15 protein-coding genes are annotated in these 19755 nt (G+C 72.4%); 6 read left to right on the top strand and 9 right to left on the bottom strand.

The window, feature by feature from the left end; translation table 11 throughout:
- Positions 1–24: 24 nt before the first annotated feature.
- Positions 25–687, bottom strand: a complete 663-nt coding sequence (locus STRVI_RS10490) for a GntR family transcriptional regulator (protein ID WP_251982880.1) — start codon at positions 685–687, stop codon at positions 25–27.
- Positions 688–1059: 372 nt separating this feature from the next.
- On the opposite strand from STRVI_RS10490, the gene STRVI_RS10485 reads away from it, so the two are divergent.
- The gene (locus tag STRVI_RS10485; RefSeq protein ID WP_014055618.1) at positions 1060–2220 is read left to right on the top strand and encodes a DUF2637 domain-containing protein; all 1161 of its coding nucleotides are present in this window, start codon (positions 1060–1062) and stop codon (positions 2218–2220) included.
- 117 nt (positions 2221–2337) lie between these two features.
- Here STRVI_RS10485 and STRVI_RS10480 read toward each other — a convergent pair whose 3' ends face one another.
- Positions 2338–2754 carry an ATP-binding protein gene (locus STRVI_RS10480; RefSeq protein ID WP_014055617.1) on the bottom strand — a complete coding sequence of 139 codons (417 nt, stop codon included), beginning with the start codon at positions 2752–2754 and terminating at the stop codon, positions 2338–2340.
- A gap of 241 nt (positions 2755–2995) precedes the next feature.
- Between STRVI_RS10480 and STRVI_RS10475 the strand changes: the two genes are divergently transcribed.
- Complete coding sequence (locus STRVI_RS10475; RefSeq protein ID WP_014055616.1) at positions 2996–6157, top strand: alpha-mannosidase; 3162 nt, start codon at positions 2996–2998, stop codon at positions 6155–6157.
- A 99-nt stretch (positions 6158–6256) separates the two neighbouring features.
- On the opposite strand, the gene STRVI_RS10470 is transcribed toward STRVI_RS10475, so the two are convergent.
- The 3 genes from STRVI_RS10470 to STRVI_RS10460 all read right to left on the bottom strand — a co-directional run bounded on the left by STRVI_RS10470 (position 6257) and on the right by STRVI_RS10460 (position 11690).
- On the bottom strand, positions 6257–7999 hold the full coding sequence (locus tag STRVI_RS10470) for a pyruvate dehydrogenase (protein ID WP_014055615.1): 1743 nt from the start codon (positions 7997–7999) through the stop codon (positions 6257–6259).
- 89 nt (positions 8000–8088) lie between these two features.
- Positions 8089–9150, bottom strand: coding sequence for a protein phosphatase 2C domain-containing protein (locus STRVI_RS55905; protein WP_050993648.1), 1062 nt, complete (start codon positions 9148–9150; stop codon positions 8089–8091).
- Positions 9151–10238: 1088 nt separating this feature from the next.
- Positions 10239–11690 carry a dihydrolipoyl dehydrogenase family protein gene (locus tag STRVI_RS10460; RefSeq protein WP_014055613.1) on the bottom strand — a complete coding sequence of 484 codons (1452 nt, stop codon included), beginning with the start codon at positions 11688–11690 and terminating at the stop codon, positions 10239–10241.
- A gap of 175 nt (positions 11691–11865) precedes the next feature.
- On the opposite strand from STRVI_RS10460, the gene STRVI_RS10455 reads away from it, so the two are divergent.
- Positions 11866–12264, top strand: a complete 399-nt coding sequence (locus STRVI_RS10455; RefSeq protein ID WP_014055612.1) for a PPOX class F420-dependent oxidoreductase — start codon at positions 11866–11868, stop codon at positions 12262–12264.
- A gap of 12 nt (positions 12265–12276) precedes the next feature.
- On the opposite strand, the gene rsgA is transcribed toward STRVI_RS10455, so the two are convergent.
- The 4 genes from rsgA to STRVI_RS10435 all read right to left on the bottom strand — a co-directional run bounded on the left by rsgA (position 12277) and on the right by STRVI_RS10435 (position 17048).
- On the bottom strand, positions 12277–13386 hold the full coding sequence (rsgA, locus tag STRVI_RS10450) for a ribosome small subunit-dependent GTPase A (protein ID WP_014055611.1): 1110 nt from the start codon (positions 13384–13386) through the stop codon (positions 12277–12279).
- A gap of 226 nt (positions 13387–13612) precedes the next feature.
- Positions 13613–14965 (bottom strand): YihY/virulence factor BrkB family protein, encoded by a 1353-nt coding sequence (locus STRVI_RS10445; RefSeq protein WP_014055610.1) that lies wholly within the window; start codon positions 14963–14965, stop codon positions 13613–13615.
- A 171-nt stretch (positions 14966–15136) separates the two neighbouring features.
- Complete coding sequence (locus tag STRVI_RS10440; RefSeq protein WP_043238389.1) at positions 15137–15691, bottom strand: hypothetical protein; 555 nt, start codon at positions 15689–15691, stop codon at positions 15137–15139.
- A gap of 193 nt (positions 15692–15884) precedes the next feature.
- On the bottom strand, positions 15885–17048 hold the full coding sequence (locus STRVI_RS10435) for a helix-turn-helix domain-containing protein (RefSeq protein WP_014055608.1): 1164 nt from the start codon (positions 17046–17048) through the stop codon (positions 15885–15887).
- A 72-nt stretch (positions 17049–17120) separates the two neighbouring features.
- On the opposite strand from STRVI_RS10435, the gene STRVI_RS10430 reads away from it, so the two are divergent.
- From STRVI_RS10430 to STRVI_RS10425, 3 genes are all read left to right on the top strand, one after another.
- Positions 17121–17654 (top strand): GNAT family N-acetyltransferase, encoded by a 534-nt coding sequence (locus STRVI_RS10430; RefSeq protein ID WP_014055607.1) that lies wholly within the window; start codon positions 17121–17123, stop codon positions 17652–17654.
- A 92-nt stretch (positions 17655–17746) separates the two neighbouring features.
- Entirely contained in the window at positions 17747–17830 is an 84-nt protein-coding gene (locus tag STRVI_RS55900; protein ID WP_309471194.1) for a putative leader peptide, read from the top strand.
- Positions 17831–18056: 226 nt separating this feature from the next.
- On the top strand, positions 18057–19751 hold the full coding sequence (locus tag STRVI_RS10425; protein WP_014055606.1) for a nitrite/sulfite reductase: 1695 nt from the start codon (positions 18057–18059) through the stop codon (positions 19749–19751).
- Positions 19752–19755 lie beyond the last annotated feature (4 nt).

The raw sequence follows: 19755 nt of genomic DNA, 5'->3' as shown, positions 1-19755 counted from the left end.
CGGGGGCCTGCGCCCCCACAGCCCTCAGACCGTCGGGACGAAGTGGGCCCGGGTGAGGGATTCGACCGTGTCGAGGTCGCGGGCGGCCAAGGCGTCGAGGAGGGCCATGTGCTCCTCCGCGTCGGCGAGGAGGTCGGCGGTGCGGGTCGTCCGGCCGCAGGCCAGCGGCCACTGGGCACGGCGGTGCAGATCGTCGGCGACGATCACGAGCTGCTGGTTTCCGGCCAGTCCGAGCACGGTCTGGTGGAAGGTGCGGTCCGACTCCAGGTAGGCGGCCCGGTCGCCGGTCATGGCGGCAGCCGCCGTCGCCTCGGCGAAGGGCCGCAGCCCGGCCCAGCGCTCGGGCGCGATGGCCTCCGCCAGGCCGAGCATCACCGGGACCTCCAGCAGCGCCCGCACCTCGGCCAGCTCGGCCAGATCGCGCTCGCTGCGGCGGGAGACCCTGAAGCCCCGGTTCGGCACCACCTCGACGGCGCCCTCGCCCGCGAGCTGCTGCATGGCCTCCCGTACGGGGGTGGGAGAGACGCCGAAGCGCTCGGCGAGGACCGGGGCGGAGTACACCTCGCCCGGGATCAGCTCACCGCCGGCCAACGCCTCCCGCAGGGCGTCCAGGATCTGGCCGCGCACCGAGTGGCGGCGCGGAGACCTGCGTGCCGCGGGCGCGCCACAGGAGGGCGGCGGCTCCATCGCCACCTGTGCTTCGGACTGCTCCACTCCGGTCCTCCTGACATCCCATCGAACGATATGCGGAGGCCGCGCCCGGGCAAAGCCCGTAAACATCAATTAAGGTGGCGGTAACGTTACGCCTCGTACACGGACAGTACGCCGACGGCAAGCCGATCGGTCGGATTACCCGCGATCGGGTTCCGTGAATAGAATCAAGCCGCTTGCACAGCGCGAGTGTTCGGATCGCATCGCACCTATCCGCGTGTCCCCCCGCCTACTTGGCGGCCTCTTGTCCCAAAACCGCTCGAGGCCCGGCAGGATTCCGCCAGGATGTCGCGCGCGGTAGGCCGTACTGCGGCCGGAAGTTCATGGAAGCCAATCAAGGGGCACCGGATGAGACTGACCGACATATCGCTGGTTCTGCCAGTCGTCGTGGCGCTCGCCGGCGTCGTGGGGGCGGCGGTTGTCCTCGCGCGCGGCCGACGGAAGAAGGACGAGAGCGCCATCACCGACTCCTGGGAGCGCAGCGAAGAGCGTCGGCGCCGTAAGGAGGCCGTCTACGGGATGGCCGCCTATGTCCTGTTGTTCTGCTGCGCCGGGGTGGCCGCGGCGCTCTCCTTCCAGGGCCTGGTGGGCTTCGGGCGGGAGAACCTCGCGCTGACCAACGGCTGGGAGTACCTGGTGCCGTTCGGTCTCGACGGCGCGGCGATGTTCTGCTCGGTGCTGGCGGTGCGGGAGGCCAGCCACGGTGACGCGGCGCTCGGCTCGCGCATGCTGGTGTGGCTGTTCGCGGGTGCGGCGGCCTGGTTCAACTGGGTGCACGCGCCGCGCGGCATGGGCCACGCGGGCGCCCCGCAGTTCTTCGCGGGCATGTCGCTCTCGGCGGCGGTCCTCTTCGACCGGGCCCTGAAGCAGACCCGCCGGGCGGCGCTGCGCGAGCAGGGCCTGGTGCCGCGGCCGCTGCCGCAGATCCGCGTCGTCCGCTGGCTGCGCGCTCCGCGCGAGACCTTCGCCGCATGGTCGCTGATGCTGCTCGAGGGCGTGCGGACGCTGGACGAGGCGGTCGAGGAGGTCCGCGAGGACCGGCGCGAGAAGGAGCACAACCGCACCCGCCGGCGCGACCAGGAGAAGCTGGACCGGGCCCGGATCCGGGCGATCAACCGGCAGCACCGGATGTGGGGCCGTCGTGGCGGCCGTCAGGTGGAGGTCACCGCCGCCACCGCGCAGCCCGCGCAGCTCAGTTCGGAGCCCGCCATAGGCGAGAAGGTGCTGGAGACCGCCGGGGCCCCGGACCAGGGTCAGCTCTCCGCCGCCTCCGCCCGGCCCGCCCTGCGGTCCGCGGGTGGCGCCGAGGCCGGGCTCGGCGACCTGGACCGCGACCGGAACAGGGACCGCGACCGGGATTTCAGCTTCGGCTTCGGTGAGAAGGACAAGGACTCCGAGGCCGGCCGTCCCCACACCATCGACCTCACGGCCGAGGACGACACGCTCACGATCCCGCGGCTGGACTCCCTCGAGGAGAAGCTCGCGCAGATCGAGCGCGCCTTCGGCTGAGCGGGCGGCCGGGGCGGGGACGCGTGTCCCCGCCCGCCGCTCGGCGGCTCCGTAACCACACGCCCAACGCGCCGGCGTGTCCGGCACATCGCACGCCCGACGCGCCGCGGCGCGCGGCTACGGAACGCCTTCCGCTTCGAGTTCGAACCACAAGACCTTGCCCACCCCGTGCGCCCGCACGCCCCAGGCCTCCGCGAGCGTATGCACCAGCAGCAGTCCGCGCCCGGATGTGCTGTCCTCCGCGGGCCGGTCGCGCAGCGTCGGGTGCCGGGACACGAAATCCCGCACCTCCACCCGTAATCGTCCGGTGACGCGCGCGCCCGGCCCGTCCCCCAGCGAGGCCGCGATCTGTGCGCCACGGCCGGTGTGCACCAGTGCGTTGGTCACCAGCTCGCTCGTGAGCAGCTCGGCGAGGTCGGCCCGGCCGGGCCTGCCCCAGTGCCGCAGCAGCTCGCGCAGCTCCGCGCGGACCTGCGCCACCAACGCGAGATCGTCGTGCGCCAATCGTCTGGTCAGGACCGGGCCACGCTCCACCGGAACAGCCTCCGCGGCCTTCGGCCGCGCATCCGGCCGACCGTGCCCGGGCAGCCGGCCCGGCCGTACAGGCTGACGCTTCATCCTCCCCCGCCCCGGCCGCCCCGAGGCGGCGGCCAGCGTCGAATGTCGTCGAACACGCTCACGGAAATGCATGCCCGGGTGTTGCCATCCACACACCGAGGGAAATGCTGGGAGTGATCCGCTGAGTGATCCACCGAGCTCGAGCCGAGGAGCCGTGATGCACGACGACCGACCATTGGTGGAGGGCCGCCTGGAGCGCGCGCTGCGCCAGTTCATCAGGCCCGCCCAGTACACGGCCCGGGTGCCGCTGACCCTCTCCGCGTGGCGCACCCCCGGTGAGCCGGTGCCGGTCGCGGAGGCGCTGGCCGGCACCTACGAGTCGTTCACCACCGGCACGGACTGGGGCAGTCCGTGGTCTACCTGGTGGTTCCGGCTGGAGGGCAGCGTGCCCAAGGAGTGGGCGGGGCGGCGGGTGGAGGCCGTCATCGACCCGGGCTTCACCGACGACGCCCCGGGGTTCCAGGCCGAGGGGCTGGTGTACGACGCGGAGGGCGTGCCGATCAAGGGCATCCATCCGCGCAACCGCCATATCCCGGTCGCGGCCCCCGCGGCCGGCGGCGAGCCCGTACGGCTGCTGCTGGAGGCCGCCGCCAACCCGTCCGTGCTGCGCGACGGTTTCATCCCGACCCGGCTCGGCGATGTGCTGACCGCCGGGGAGGAGCCGCTGTACCGCTTCGCCTCGGCGGAGCTGGCCGTCCTCGACGAGACCGTCTGGCATCTCATCCTGGACATCGAGGTGTTGTCGGAGCTGATGGGCGAGCTGCCGGCGGACCGGCCGCGCCGCCATGAGATCCTGCGCGCCCTGGAGAACGCGCTGGACGCGCTCGATCTGCACGATGTCCCCGGCACCGCGGCCGCCGCCCGTGCCGAGCTGACCGACGCGCTCAGCCGTCCCGCGCACTCCAGCGCGCACCGGGTCTCGGCCGCCGGGCACGCCCATATCGACTCGGCGTGGCTGTGGCCGCTGCGCGAGACGGTGCGCAAGGCGTCCCGCACCTTCGCCAATGTCACCGCGCTCGCGGGCGAGTACCCGGAGCTGGTCTTCGCCTGCTCGCAGGCGCAGCAGTACGCCTGGGTCAAGGAGCACCAGCCGCATATCTGGGAGCGGATCAAGAAGGCGGTGGCGGACGGCACCTGGGCTCCGGTGGGCTCGATGTGGGTCGAGTCGGACGCCAATATGCCCGGCGGCGAGGCGCTGGCCCGGCAGATCGTGCACGGCAAGCGGTTCTTCCTGGAGGAGCTGGGGGTGGACACCGAGGAGATCTGGCTGCCGGACTCCTTCGGCTACACGGCCGCCTTCCCGCAGCTCGCCAAGTTGGCGGGGGTGAAGTGGTTCCTCACCCAGAAGCTGTCGTGGAACCAGGTCAACAAGATGCCGCACCACACCTTCTGGTGGGAGGGCATCGACGGCACCCGGGTCTTCACCCACTTCCCTCCGGTGGACACCTACAACGCCCGGTTCAGCGCCTCCGAACTCGCCCACGCCGAGCGGAACTTCGCCGACAAGGGACTGGCCACGCGCTCGCTGGTGCCCTTCGGCTTCGGCGACGGCGGTGGCGGCCCGACCCGCGAGATGATGGAGAAGGCGCGGCGGCTCGCCTCCCTGGAGGGCTCGCCGACCGTCGAGATCCAGCCACCTTCGGCGTTCTTCACGGAGGCCGAGCGGGAGTACGGGGCCAAGGCACCGGTGTGGTCGGGCGAGCTGTATCTGGAGCTGCACCGGGCCACGTACACCACCCAGGCCAAGACCAAGCAGGGCAACCGGCGCAGTGAGCATCTGCTGCGGGAGGCCGAGCTGTGGGCCACGGCCGCCGCGCTGCACTCGCCCGGCTACGCCTATCCGTACGACGACCTGGACCGGATCTGGAAGACGGTGCTGCTGCACCAGTTCCACGACATCCTGCCCGGCTCGTCGATCGCCTGGGTGCACCGCGAGGCGCGGGACAGTTATGAGCGGGCGCGCGCCGAGCTGGCGGGGATCGTCGCGGCGGCGGTGGCGGCGCTGGGAGGTGACGGGCCCGCCGTGCTCAACGCCTCGCCGTACGAGCGCGAGGAGATCGCCGTCCTGGACGCGGAGACGGCGGCCGCCCTGCCGTCCGGGGCCCCGGTCCAGCCGCTGGGCGACGGCCGTACGGCGGTCGCGGTGCGGGTCGCCGGGCTGGGCGCGGCACCGCTGGGCGCCGCCCCGCAGGCAGCGGCGGCCACCACCACCGGCGCACCCCATGGGGCACCGCCGGTGACCGCGCTGAGCGACGGTCGGTCCATCGTCCTCGACAACGACCGGCTGCGGGTGACCATCGACGCCGAGGGGCTGCTCACCTCGGTGCTGGACCTGGACGCGAGCCGTGAGGTGCTGGCCCCGGGCGCCCGCGGCAACCTCCTCCAGCTCCACCCCGACCACCCCAACCACTGGGACGCCTGGGACATCGACCGGCACTACCGCCGCAGCCACACCGATCTGACCGACGCCGAGTCCGTCGAGCTGATCGAGTCCGGTCCGCTGCGCGCCACGGTCCGGGTCATACGGTCCTTCGGCGCCTCGCGCATCACCCAGGAGCTGACGCTGGCCGCGGGCGACCGGCGCCTCGACATCGCCACGGAGGTGGACTGGCAGGAGTCGGAGAAGGTCCTCAAGGCGGCGTTCCCGCTGGACATCCACGCCCAGGTGTCCACCGCGGAGATCCAGTTCGGCCATGTGGACCGCGCCACCCACACCAACACCAGTTGGGACGCGGCCCGGTTCGAGATCTGCGCGCACCGCTGGCTGCGGGTCGCCGAGCCCGGCTACGGGGCGGCGGTGCTCAACGACTCGACGTACGGCCACGATGTGACCCGTACGGCGCACGACACGGACGACGGCGAGGTGCTGGGCACCACCGTGCGGCTCACCCTGCTGCGCGCCCCGCACAGCCCCGACCCGGAGACCGACCTGGGCGTCCACCACTTCCGCTACGCCCTGCTGCCGGGCGCGGGCGTCGCGGAGGCGGTCGCCGAGGGGCTCGCCCTCAACCTGCCGCTGCGCGCCCTGCCCGCCGGACCGGCCGAGCGGGCGCCGCTGGTGTCGGTGGACAACCCCGCGATCACGGTCGAGTCGGTCAAGCTCGCCGAGGACCGCAGCGGCGATGTGGTGGTGCGGCTGTACGAGTCCCACGGCGGCCGGGCGGCGGGCACGCTGGTCACCGGCTTCCCGGTGCTCGGGGCGGATGTGACGGATCTGCTGGAGCGTCCGTTGCACGAGGCGGCCACGGGACCGGGCGGGCTGACGCTGGCCCTGCGCCCGCACCAGATCCTCACGCTCCGGCTGCGGCCGGTGCGGTGAGGGGCTGACGCAGGGGCCGGGGCCGGGCGGCGGTCAGTGAACGGCTGACCGCCGCCCGGCCCACGGCCTGGAGCCCGGAGGCTGAACCCTGGAGCTGGATCAGGGGCGCGGCACGTTGCGGAGGTTCGAGCGGGCCATCTGGACCATCCTGCCGACGCCCCCGTCCAGCACCATCTTGCTGGCCGAGAGCGCGAAGCCGGTCACCATCTCCGCCTTGATCTTGGGCGGGATGGACAGCGCGTTGGGGTCCGTGACGATGTCCAGCAGCGCGGGCCCCTTGTGGCTCAGTGCGGCGCGCAGCGCGGACCGCAGGTGCTTGGGCTTCTCCACCCGCTCGCCGTACACCCCGGCGGCGCGGGCGATCTGGGCGAAGTCGGGGTTGTGGTAGCCGGTGCCGTGTGCGGGCAGGCCCGAGACCAGCATCTCCAACTCGACCATGCCCAGCGCGGAGTTGTTGAAGAGGATCACCTTCACCGGCAGGTCGTACTGGACGAGGGTGAGGAAGTCGCCCATCAGCATGGTGAATCCGCCGTCGCCGGACATCGAGACCACCTGGCGGCGGCGGTCCAGGAACTGGGCGCCGATCGCCTGCGGCAGCGCGTTGGCCATCGAGCCATGGGTGAAGGAGCCGATCACCCGGCGGCGGCCGTTGGGGGACAGATAGCGCGCGGCCCACACATTGCACATCCCGGTGTCGACGGTGAAGATCGCGTCGTCGGCGGCCTCCTCGTCCAGCACCGAGGCCACGTACTCCGGGTGGATCGGGATGTGCTTGTCCACCCTGCGGGTGTACGCCTTGACCACGCCCTCCAGCGCGTCGGCGTGCTTCTTCAGCATGCGGCCGAGGAAGCGGCGGTCGCTCTTCGGGCGCACCTTCGGCGTCAGACAGCTCAGCGTCTCGCGGACATCGCCCCAGACGGCCAGGTCCAGCTTGGAGCGGCGGCCCAGATGTTCGGCGCGGACGTCCACCTGCACGGTCCGCACATCGTCGGGCAGGAAGGCGCCGTACGGGAAGTCGGTGCCCAGCAGGATCAGCAGATCGCATTCGTGGGTGGCCTCGTAGGCCGCGCCGTAGCCGAGCAGACCGCTCATGCCGACGTCGTACGGGTTGTCGTACTGGATCCACTCCTTACCGCGCAGGGCGTGCCCCACCGGCGCCTTCACCAGCTCGGCGAAGGCCATCACCTCGTCATGCGCCCCGGCGCAGCCCCGGCCGCAGAAGAGCGTCACCCGCTCCGCCTCGTTGACCATGCGGGCCAGCCGGTCGATCTCCGCGTCGCCCGGGCGCACGGTGGGCCGGGAGGTCACCAGGGCGTGCTCCTCGGCGCGCTCGGGCGCCGGGCGGGCGGCGATGTCGCCGGGGAGGGCGACCACGCTGACCCCGCTGCGGCCGATCGCGTGCTGGACGGCGGTCTGCAGCACGCGCGGCATCTGCTGGGGGTTGGAGATCATCTCGCAGTAGTGGCTGCACTCCTGGAACAGCCGCTCGGGATGGGTCTCCTGGAAGTAGCTGGTGCCGATCTCGCTGCTGGGGATGTGCGAGGCGAGGGCGATGACCGGGGCCATGGAGCGGTGGGCGTCGTAGAGCCCGTTGAGCAGATGGACATGCCCGGGGCCGCAGGAGCCCGCGCAAGCGGCGAGGGACCCGGTGAGCTGCGCCTCGGCACCGGCGGCGAAAGCTGCGGTCTCCTCGTGCCGCACCTGGATCCACTCGATCGCGGCATTGCGGCGGATCGCGTCCACCACGGGGTTGAGGCTGTCGCCGACCACCCCGTACATCCGCCGCACGCCGGCGCGCACCAGGATGTCCACGTATTGCTCCGCCACGGTCTGCTTGGCCATCGCGCGCCCTCATCCCTTTCGTCCCGGGTCGGCGGGATCGGTGACGCTCGTCCGGTCACCATTCGTCCATCAACCCATGGACGGCGCGCTTACGCCTCCCAGACGGCGGCCGCCGTACGGTCGTCGGCGTATCCCTTCACCCCCGTCTGGGTGTCGGCGAGGAACGCGGCGAGGCCCGGCGCCTCCGCGGTGTCCCAGCGTTCGGCCAAGCGGTCGGCGAGGGCTGCCTCACCGCGCAGGGGTTCGGCGAGGCCCGCGCTGCACAGCAGAAGGGTGTCACCCGGTCGGGCGACGGAGGCGCGGAAACGGAAGGGGCCGTGGGCGGGGGCGGGATCTTGGTCGGGGCCGGGGTCGGGGCTGGGGCTGGGCTCGGCGGATGAGGGATCGGCCTGCGCGTAAGGCGGTTGGGGCGGGAGGGGTGGTTGGGGCGGTTGCTGGGCGGGTGGGCGGCCGCCGCCGTAGCCGAGGACGGGGCCGCCCACGGTGTCCCGCTCGCCCCCGGCCGGTTCCAGGTCCTGCCAGACGCCGTCCCGCAGCCGGAACAGCCCGCCGTCGCCGACGCCGAAGAACACCCGGGTACGGCAGGCCGGATGCGCCGGGAGCAGCAGACAGCGGACCGACGCGGTGTGGTCGGCGGGAGCGAGGCCGCGTACGGTCGCGCCGGCGCGCAGGCGCCCGTAGGCGCGGTCGGTGAGCCGGTGCAGCCCGGAGCTGAGCGCGCCGCGGTTGGCGGTGTGGATGTCCTCCGTCAGCCGGGCCTGATTGCGGCCGACCGCCGCGGCGATCCACTCGCACAGCTCGCGTGCCACCCGGTGCGCCCCCGGCACCGCGGGCTGCCCGCTCGCCATGGCCACCAGGACGAGGGCACTGTCCCCGATCCCGAACCGCACCGCGAGCAGCGCGTCCCGCCGCGACTCGCCCCGGTAACGGGCCGAGTCGCCGCGCAGCGAGGCCGCCCGGAGCGTCAGCGTGCCGTAGCGGGCGCCCTCCAGCACGGTGTCGGGGACCAGGTCCCGAAGCTCCTCGGAGTCGACGACGGGAAGTGTGGTCGGCTCGGCCTCGTACGTGGGCGGCTCGTCGCCGACATACGAGGCTGCCGCGGCCCGCCAGGGCCGCGAGGGGTCGGGGTGGAGGTCGGGCCGGCGCGGCACGGAAGCCCGGGCGCCACGTGGAGGCGGTGGAGGGACCGGAGCCCCAGGACGCCCGGGCGCGCTCCCCGGACCGGAGCGTCCGGGCGCGTCCCCTGAACCGGTACGGCCGGGTGCGCCTCCGGGGCCGGAGCGTCCAGGCGCGTCCCCCGAACCGGTACGTCCCGGTGCGCCCCCTGAACCCGCGTCACCCTGTGGGTCACCGGCTCCCGCGCGGCCCTGCGAGGGCAATGCGGCACCGGAACCCGCGCCGCCCCATGCGGCGCCCGGGCCCGTACGTCCCGGCGCGGCACCGGAACCCGCGTCGCCACCCTGTGTTGCGCCGGACCCTGTGCCGCTCTGGGAGGGCGGGGCCGCTCCTGAGCCCACATCGCCCCCTCGCCCGGCACCGGACCCCGCACCGCCCTGGGAAGGCGATACAGCGCCGGGACCCTCGTCGCCCTGCGCGGACCCCGAACCCGCACCGCCCCAAGCCGCACCCGAGCCCGTACGTCCCGGCGCGGCACCGGAACCCGCACCCTGCGTTGCGGCGCCGGAACCCGCACCGCCCCGAGAGGGCGGGGTCGCACCGGACCGCGCAGCGTCCCCTCGCGCGGGGCCAGGCCCCGCCTCTCCACGGAAAGGCGATGCGGCACCGGGCTCCTCGTCGGTGGGAGATCGCCACCCCTGCGGGCCACCTCCCGTGTCGGCGTCGGGGCCCGGGGCGGCGTCGCCCGGTTCCCCCGTCCGCGGGCCCCAGGGGGCGCCCGCGGCCGGTCTCTGGTTGCCGGCGTCCTCGGCGCCGGCGAGTGTGCGGGAGGCCGAATCGAACCGGTCGTCCACGGAGTCCGGGGCCGCAGCGGGCCCCGCGTCGGCACGCTGTGGGTCGTACAACTCGCCCCACCAGTCGTCCTCATGACGGCGTCGGTCGCCCTGCTGGCTCATCCCCACATTGTCCACAGGGAGGCTCCACGGGAACACCACGCGATGACCGGCACGAGGCCCGCCCAAGACCCCCTCAAGCCCTGCGGGACGCGCCGCCGGGGAGGCGGGGCGGAGCTCAAGAGCTCAAGGAAGGACGGATCCTCGGCTCCGGCCCCCGCCCCGCCCCCTCAACCCCGGTATGCCTCCAGGAGCCGCAGCCAGACCTCGCTGATCGTGGGGAACGACGGCACCGCATGCCACAGCCGCTCGATGGGGACCTCGCCAGCGATGGCGATCGTCGCCGAGTGGAGCAGTTCGCTGACCCCAAGCCCGACGAACGTGATGCCGATCGGATGGCCCCGGTCCAGGTCGACGACCATACGGGCCTGGCCGCGGTAGCCGTCCGCGTACAGCACCGCGCCCTCGACCTGGCCCATGTCGACGTCGACGACGCGGATGCGGCGGCCCTCGGCCTCGGCCTGCTCGGCGGTCAGTCCGACCGCGGCGACCTCCGGGTCGGTGAAGACGACCTGCGGTACGGCCGCCTCGTCCGCGGTGGTCGCGTACTCGCCCCAGCGGCCCGTGTCCAACTGCGCGACGCCCCGCGCGCGTGCCCCGATCGCCGCGCCCGCGATCCGAGCCTGGTATTTGCCCTGGTGGGTGAGGAGCGCCCGGTGGTTGACGTCTCCCACTCCGTACAGCCAGCCGTCCGGTACGTCCCGCACCCGGCAGGTCTCGTCGACCGTCAGCCAGCCGCCCGGTTCGAGGCCCACCGTCTCCAGGCCCAGGTCATCGGTGTGCGGGGTGCGCCCGGTGGCGAACAGCGCCTCGTCCGCCTCGAGCCGTTCCCCGCTCTCCAGGGTCACCGTGACCGGTCCGTCCGTCCCGCCCGACCGGGCGAGGCCCTTCACCGACGTACCGGTGCGGACCTCGGCCCCGGCCTCCCGCAGCGTCTCGGCCACCAGCTCGCCCGCGAACGGCTCGATCCGCTCCAGCAGCCCGGAGCCGCGCACCAGCACGGTGACGCGAGAGCCGAGGCCGTTCCAGGCCGTGGCCATCTCGCAGGCCACCACACCGCCGCCCACGATGATCAGCCGCTCCGGCACCGAGGAGGAGCTGGTGGCCTCCCGGCTGGTCCAGGGGTGGACGTCGGCGATCCCGGGCAGGTCGGGCAGCGAGGCCCGGGTTCCGGTGCAGACGGCCACGGCGTGCCGGGCGGTGAGGATCCGCTCCTCGCCGCCGGATCCGTCCGGCGGCGTCACCGCGACCCGCTTCGGCCCGACCAGCCGCCCGTGGCCGCGCACCAGGTCGATTCCGGCCGACTCCAGCCAGGGGAGCGCACCGTCGTCCTTCCAGTTGCCGACCTGCTTGTCGCGGTAGGCGAAGACATCGGCCGCCGCCAGCGCTCCGCCGACCGCCTGCCGCAACCCCGGCACCTTGCGCGCCTCGGCTCGCGCGAGCACCGGGCGCAGCAGCGCCTTACTGGGGACGCAGGCCCAGTACGAACACTCACCGCCGACCAGTTCACGCTCCACGATCGCCGTGGAGAGCCCGGCCGCGCGGGTCCGGTCGGCCACGTTCTCGCCGACCGGGCCCGCGCCCAGCACGATGACGTCGTACTCGTCCCTGGCCTGGTTCATCGCAACTCGCTCTCTCGTTCCGTATCACCGTCTCAGGGTCATCGTGGCGTCGAGTTACCGCGCACAGCCACCCGAACCGGTGTTTCGGTCGTGCGCTCTTGGCGCAGGTGGTGCCGGTCCCGCGGCTCATGCGCACCGGTCGCGGGCACGCGACAGTGCGCGCGACAGTGATCGCATGACTGTTTTCACGGAACCCGAGGCCGGCTACCTCAGATCGCAGCGGATCGGCCGGCTGGCCACCGTGGACGCGGACGGCCAGCCGCAGGCGAACCCGGTGGCGTTCTTCCTCAACGAGGACGGCACGGTCGACATCGGCGGCCTCGCCATGGGCAGGACGAAGAAGTGGCGCAACACCGGGACGCATCCGAAGGTGGCGCTGGTCGTCGACAGCCTGGTCAGCGAGCGGCCGTGGATGGTGTGCGGGGTGGAGATCCGCGGGGAGGCGGAGCGGCGCATCGGGCCGCATGACCTCGGCGCCCAGTTGAGCGACGAGGTCATCCGGATCCATCCGCGCTGGGTGTACAGCTGGGGCCTGGAGGACGTGCCCGGGGCCACGAGCCGGGCCGTGAGCTGACCCCACGGACCGCTACGGCTTGCGCATCGGTCCGCGCTTGCGCTCCATCATGTGGCGGCCGAGCGCCTGCCGCTGCTTCCAGTCGCGCCGCTTCTCGGCTCGCAGCCGCGCGTCCGTACGGGCCGCGAGCCGCTCGTTCTCCCGCAGCAGTTTGCGGTAGCTCTCCAGCCGCCGCTCCGGCAGCGAGCCGTCGTCGATCGCGGCGAGCACCGCGCACCCCGGCTCGACCTCGTGTGCGCAGTCGGGGAAGCGGCACCGCTCGGCGAGCTCCTCGATCTCGGCGAACGCCCGTGCGACACCGCCCTCGGCGTCCCACATCCCCACCCCGCGCAGCCCCGGGGTGTCGATCAGCACCCCGCCCGAGGGCAGGGGCAGCAGATCGCGGGTGGTCGTGGTGTGCCGGCCCTTGCCGTCGCTGTCACGGATCGCGTGTACGTCCTGGACGGCCGCGCCCACCAGCGCGTTCGCCAGCGTGGACTTGCCCGCGCCGGACTGGCCGAGCAGCACCGAGGTGCCGGGGGCGAGCAGGGCGCCGAGCTCCTCCAGCCCCTCCCCCGTGGCGGAGCTGACCGGCAGCACCCGCACACCGGGCGCCGCCGTCTCGGTGTCGGACACCAGATGGCCCAGGGTGTCCGGATCGGGCACCAGATCGGCCTTGGTGAGGACGAGCAGCGGCTGGGCGCCGCTCTCCCAGGCCAGTGCGGTGAACCGCTCCACCCGGCCCAGGTCGAGTTCGGCGGCGAGGGAGACGGCGATGACGGCGTAGTCGGCGTTGGCCGCCAGCACCTGGCCGTCCGAGCGCTTCGAGGAGGTGGACCGTACGAGGGCGGTACGGCGCGGCAGCAGCGTCCGGACGTGGCGCGGATCGCCCTCGGCGTCCACGGCGGCCCAGTCGCCGGTGCACACGATCCGCATCGGATCGCGCGGCGTCACCAGCTCGGTGTCCGCCCGTACGGTGCCCAGGGGCGTGACGAGATCGCACCGGCCACGGTCCACGCGGAGCACCCGCCCGGGCATCAGGTCCTGCGCGGCGTACGGGGCGAACGCGTCCGCCCAGCCGTCGTCCCAGCCATAGGCGGTGAGAGCCTGCGAAGACGCGGAGTCGGAGGAAGTGTTGAACACGGAGGAAACCCTTCGAAGAGCGGCCTCCGAAGAGGTGTCAGCCGGAGGCCGCAGGGGTGGGAATGAGGAACTCCTGAACGCGAGCAGCGCTCGCCACCGTGACCGTCATCAATGTCCTCACCTCCTGATTTCCTCAACGCGCAACAACACGGGCCAACACGGAACGGGGGAACCGTAGCCCAGCCCCGCGCGGGGGCGCCATCCATTTTCCGGCGGGGTGGGCGCGTCAGCGCACCGGGTGGTCGTCGTCCGCCGCGGTGCTGTCCGTGGCGCCGCCCGAGCCGTCCGCCGCGGACCGTACGTCCGGACGCCTCGGTGCTTGCCGGGGCGTCCGGGGCTCGCCGGACGCCTTCCCCGGGGGCTGCTCGGCGGGCTTCCCGGCCGACGTCTCCGAGGGCTTGCCCGGGGACTTCCCCGACGGCTTCCCGGCGGCCTTCTCCGCCGCCTCGCGCTTGGCGTGCAGCCGGGAGCGTATGTCCCCGTGCGGCAGGAACTGGGCCCAGCGCTCGGGGAACTCCGACGGCGGGGTGATCTCCGCCGCGCCGTCGTCCGCCGTGCGCTGGTCCTTCGCCCGCAGCCGGGCCGTCTCCTCCCGGGCGCGGGCGGCGCGCTCCGCACGCCCGGCGGCCGTGGCCACCGAGGGCCAGACCCGGTCGATCGCGGCGTTGACCGCCGCCCCGACCAGCACCGCGAAGGCGGACACCCCGATCCACAGCAGCACCGCGACGGGTGCGGCCAGCGAGCCGTAGATCGTCGGGCCCTCGACCGTATGGACCAGGTAGATCCGCAGCAGAAAGCTCCCCAGCACCCACATCGCGAGGGCCACCAGCGCCCCGGGGATGTCCTCCCGCCACGGCGAGCGCACCGGCACGGACACGTGGTAGAGCGTGGTGAGGAAGGCGATGGACAGCACCATCACCACGGGCCAGTACAGGATCCGTACGGGGTCCCCGCTGGACGGCAGCAGGCCCACCACCGCCTCAGGACCGATCACCATCAGCGGCAGCGCCACCGCCCCGACCAGGAGCGCCACCAGATAGAGCAGGAACGACAGCAGCCGGGTCTTGACGATCCCGCGCCGCCCCTCCAGCCCGTACATGATGGTGATGGTGTCCACGAACACGTTCACCGCGCGGGAGCCGGACCACAGGGCGATGGCGAAGCCGATCGAGATCACATCGGGGCGGCCGCCCTTGATGACATCGTCCAGCAGCGGCCGGGCGATCTCCTTGACGCCCCGGTCGGACAGCACGGTCGCGGAGGCGTCGAGGATGTTCTGCCGGATGGTGGCCACCGTGTCGGTGCTGGTCCACGCGTCGAAATAGCCGAGCAGCCCGATCAGACCGAGGAGCAGCGGCGGCAGCGACAGCAGGGTGAAGAAGGCCGCTTCGGCGGCGAGCCCGGTGACCCGGTACTCCATGCAGGAATCGACGGTGTCCTTCAGCAGCAGCCAGGCCATCCTGCGCTTGGACACATTGCGGTACAGGGCGCGGGCCTTGCGGAGCCGGCCGGACGGCTTCGGTGTTTCTTCTGCTGGCTGCACCTTCTCACCGTATCGGGCATGTTCACCGCCGCTCATCCGGTGAGCAGGCGGAACCTTCGGCAAAGGCGTCGGCGGAGGGGATGCCGCGCCGACTCGGCACCACCCTCCGCCCGCCGGGCCCACTGTCCGTGCCGGATACAGCCATGCGCAAAGGTTGCGCCGCGTTGCAGCCGTCCGGACGGCCGGTGAGAGCGTGGCGGCCGCGGGTCAGCAGCCTCCGCAGTTGTAGTAGGTCACGTCCCAGTGGTTGCTCTCGCGCGCGTAGATGTTGCCCGAGCCGGACTTGTACTGCTGGGCGCCGTCACCCGGGCGCGGGCCGATGTTGGTGAAGGTGCCGGTGATGTAGTTGCTGAGGCAGCTCGTGGGGCTGAAGTCCAGCTTGTAGCCGTTCCAGTGGCTGTACGTACCGGAGGCGTGCCCGGTCTCCGTGCCGCCGGTGATGGTCAGCGCGCAGCCGGTGGCCCCCTTCAGGGTGATGGCACCCTGCACGGTGGTCAGGTTGATCTGCTCGAACGAGGTGCAGGTGGAGTTGTTGCGGTCCGAGCAGCCCCCGCTGGAGGTCCAGGAGATCCCGGCGCCGCGCAGCCGGTTCGCCGCGTCGGATTGGCTGAGCTTGGTCACCGCGGCGGCGGAGGGGGCGTCGGCGGCCACGGGGGCGCTGGGGGCGGCCACCGCGCTCTGGGCGGTGAGAACGCCGGTGGCGGCGAGGACCGCGCCGCCGAGCAGGGCGCCGAGTCTGATCCGGGTGCTGGTCACAGCCATGGTCGTCTTCGTCTCCTTCATTTGCGGATCCGTGGGCCGTCTGGGACGGCGGCAGCACGATCCCAGCCCTCCCGGTCGGACGGGCGACCGACCGGGGAAATCGGGACAGCGGGATCGGAAACCGTCCGCGACCTGCGAAGACGGCGGGCGCTGGGATGGCCGTTGGGATGCCGGGCGGCGCGGCGGGCGGCGATCAGCGCCCCTTGGCGCCCTGGACCCCCTTCGATCCGGCGCGATAGGCGCGGTCGCAGGCTTTCCAGGCGCTGAAGTCATGGGTGAGCGCCCACAGCCGATGGGCCGCCCGGATGTTCCAGTCCGGGTCCAGCGCCTGCTCCCGGGTGCCGCCCAGCTTGCGCAGGGTGCCGTCGTAGAGCTGGAAGACGCCCCAGTTCCGGGTGGCGTTGGAGTTGGGCAGGGTGTAGAGGGGATCGAGGTACGAGGCGCAGTCCGCGATGCCGACCGCGCGCTCGGGGTCCTCGGTGAAGACCTCGCGGATGCGCCGGGTGACCCGCTCGGGCGTCCAGGTGTCGAGCGGCTTCCCCTCGTTCTCGTAGAGCGCCCGCTTCGTCCGCTCGTCCACTGATCCGTTCGCCGTCAGCCCGCTGCGGAGCTGGAACACCACGACCCGCATCTGGGTGGCCGGTCCGAAGGCCCCGTCGATGTCGAGCTCGCCGCCCGCGCGGGCGAGCAGCGACTGGAGCTCATGCACACACGCGTCCGCCTGCCCCATGCTCACCACGACCGGACAGCGGGAGGACAGCAGCAGCCGATCGTCCGAGGACCCGTCCGAGCCGTCCGAGGACGTCAGCGCCTTCCCTGCTAACAGCACCACGGCCGCCCCGGCGGTGAGCACGGCCAGGGCGAGCACGGCGATCAGTGGCCGACGGCGCCACGGCGGCGGGTCGGCCCCGGGTTCCGGGGCAGGGGCCGGGGCCGGGACAGAAGCCGATACCAGGGCCAACCTCTCCGGCTCCGGCTCCGCCCCCGCCCCCGTCTCGGCATCCAACGCCGCCCCCGTCTCGACCCGTGAGACGGCAGGGATGGCAGACCCGGCGGGCCCCGTCGGAGCAGCGGATACGGCGGCCGGGGCGCGGGAGACGTCCCGTTTGCGTTCGGCGTCGGCAAGCACCCAGCGCCGGTGCAGCTCCAGCAGCTCCTCGCCGCTGGCCCCGCACACCTTGCCGAAGCGCGCGATCAGCTCGTAGTCGCCGGGCACGCTCGTCCCCGAGCAGTAGCGGTGCAGCGCCGAGCCGCTCACCCCGCTGCGGGCCGCCAGCGCCGCGTAGCTGCGGTTCGTTCTGCCCTTGAGCTCGCGCAACAGCTCCGCGAACTCCTCCACGTCCCCGGTCCCGGACACCCCGTCCCCGCCCTCCCCGCTTGAGCGATACCCGTCAAGGCGAGTCAACGGCGTCCATGGTTATCTGTCCAGATGAGCATCACCGTGACCACCTGGCACCTGGAGCAGACCACGCCCTCGGATCTCAGCCCGGCGGAGGAGCCGCCCGCCACGGCGGGGGTGCGGATCGCCCGGGCCGAGGTGCCGAGCCCGGAGTTCGGCCACTTCCTCTTCACCTCGGTGGGCTCGGACGTGTCGTGGACCGACCGGCTGCTGTGGTCGCGCGAGGCGTGGGAGGAGCATCTGTACCGGCCCGGTGTGGAGACGTGGGTGGCGTACGAGCGCGGGACCCCGGCCGGGTACATCGAGCTGGAGGGCCAGGACGAGGGCGTGGTGGAGATCGTGTACTTCGGTCTGCTGCCCGCCTTCCGGGGCCGCCGGATCGGTGGGCATCTGCTGACCTGGGGGACCTCCCGCGCCTGGGACATGGCGGAGCGCTGGCCGGACCGGGTGCCGACCAAGCGGGTGTGGCTGCACACCTGCAGCAAGGACGGACCGTACGCGCTGGACAACTACCGGCGCCGGGGCTTTCGGGTCTTCGACGTCAAGACCGCGGACGAGGAGTGACCAACACCACAACGTCTTGCGATGCGAGACAGATTCGTCCGCATAGTGGATAAAGGTGGACTCGCCAGAGACCACCATGCGACGCTTCCATCATGTCTCGAGCTGGAATTGCCTTGGTGAGTCGACGCCACGTCGACCTCGGCCGCATGTCCAGCGCCATTTGTCCGGCGGGCTGACCCGCACCTCACAGGGCTCTGAAGCCCCGGGCAGCACCACCGCATCCCCCGCACCCCTCGCCGCCCCCGACGACGTGGGCGAGCACGCACGCCTCGACACCTCCCCGCCGCATCTCGCACCGGCCACCGCCGTACACCCTGCCCGCCTCCGCACGCGCAGGTCAGACGGTGCGCGCCGATGTACCACCCCGCCGCACCAGAGTCGCTCAGAAGGACACACACCGCCATGGCTGCCACCCCGGAACGCGCAAGCGCAACGCCCCGCCGCAAGGCCGGACGCCACCGCGGCGAAGGCCAGTGGGCCGCGGGGCACTTCACCCCCCTCAACGGCAATGAGCAGACCAAGAAGGACGACGACGGTCTCAATGTGCGGACACGCATTGAGACGATCTACGCCCATCAGGGATTCGACTCCATCGACGGCGCCGATCTGCGCGGCCGGATGCGCTGGTGGGGTCTGTACACCCAGCGCAAGCCCGGGATCGACGGCGGCAAGACCGCGATCCTGGAGCCGGAGGAGCTGGACGACGAGCACTTCATGATGCGCGTCCGGATCGACGGCGGCCGGCTGACCACCGAGCAGCTCCGGGTCGTCGGCGAGATCTCGGAGGAGTTCGCGCGCGGCACCGCGGACATCACCGACCGGCAGAACGTCCAGTACCACTGGATCCGGATCGAGGACGTGCCCGAGATCTGGAAGCGCCTGGAAGCCGTCGGGCTGTCCACCACCGAGGCGTGCGGCGACACCCCGCGCGTGATCGTCGGCTCGCCGGTCGCCGGGATCGCCGAGGACGAGATCATCGACGGCACCTCCGCCATCGACGAGATCCACCGTCGCTACATCGGCAGCAAGGAGTTCTCCAACCTGCCGCGCAAGTTCAAGACCGCGATCTCCGGGTCCCCGGTGCTCGATGTGGTGCACGAGATCAACGACGTCGCGTTCGTCGGGGTGCGCCACCCCGAGCACGGCCCCGGTTTCGACCTGTGGGTCGGCGGCGGCCTCTCCACCAACCCCAAGATCGGCGTCCGGCTCGGCGCCTGGGTGCCGCTGGAGGACGTCCCGGAGGTCTGGGCCGGGGTCGTCTCGATCTTCCGCGACTACGGCTACCGGCGGCTGCGCACCCGCGCCCGGCTGAAGTTCCTGGTCGCCGACTGGGGCCCCGAGAAGTTCCGCCAGGTGCTGGAGGACGAGTACCTGAAGCGCCCGCTGTCCGACGGACCGGCGCCCGAGGAGCCCGTCCAGCGGTGGCGCGACCACATCGGCGTCCACCGCCAGCGGGACGGCCGCTACTACGTGGGCTTCGCGCCGCGCGTCGGCCGGGTGGACGGGGCGACCCTCACCAAGATCGCCGACCTGGCCGAGGCGCATGGCTCCGGGCGGCTGACCACCACCGTCGAGCAGAAGATGATCGTGCTCGATGTGACCGAGGACCAGGTGGAGTCGCTGGTCGCGGGGCTGGAGGCGCTGGACCTCCAGGTCAAGCCGTCCCCGTTCCGGCGCGGCACGATGGCCTGCACCGGGATCGAGTTCTGCAAGCTGGCGATCGTCGAGACCAAGGGGCGTGGCTCCTCGCTCATCGATGAGCTGGAGCGCCGGCTGCCCGAGTTCGACGAGCCGATCACCATCAACCTCAACGGCTGCCCGAACGCCTGCGCCCGTATCCAGGTCGCGGACATCGGTCTCAAGGGCCAGTTGGTCATGGACGACAACGGCGAGCAGGTCGAGGGCTACCAGGTGCACCTGGGCGGCGCCCTGGGCCTGGAGCCGGGCTTCGGCCGCAAGGTGCGCGGGCTGAAGGTCACCGCCGCCGAGCTCCCGGACTATGTGGAGCGGCTGCTTCAGCGCTTCCAGGAGGAGCGCGAGGACGGCGAGCGCTTCGCCACCTGGGCGGCACGGGCCAGTGAGGAGGCTCTCAAATGAGCGT

Origin of the sequence: Streptomyces violaceusniger Tu 4113 (assembly GCF_000147815.2) — a bacterium.
Lineage (GTDB): Bacteria > Actinomycetota > Actinomycetes > Streptomycetales > Streptomycetaceae > Streptomyces > Streptomyces violaceusniger_A.
This window is presented reverse-complemented; position numbering and strand designations above follow the sequence as displayed.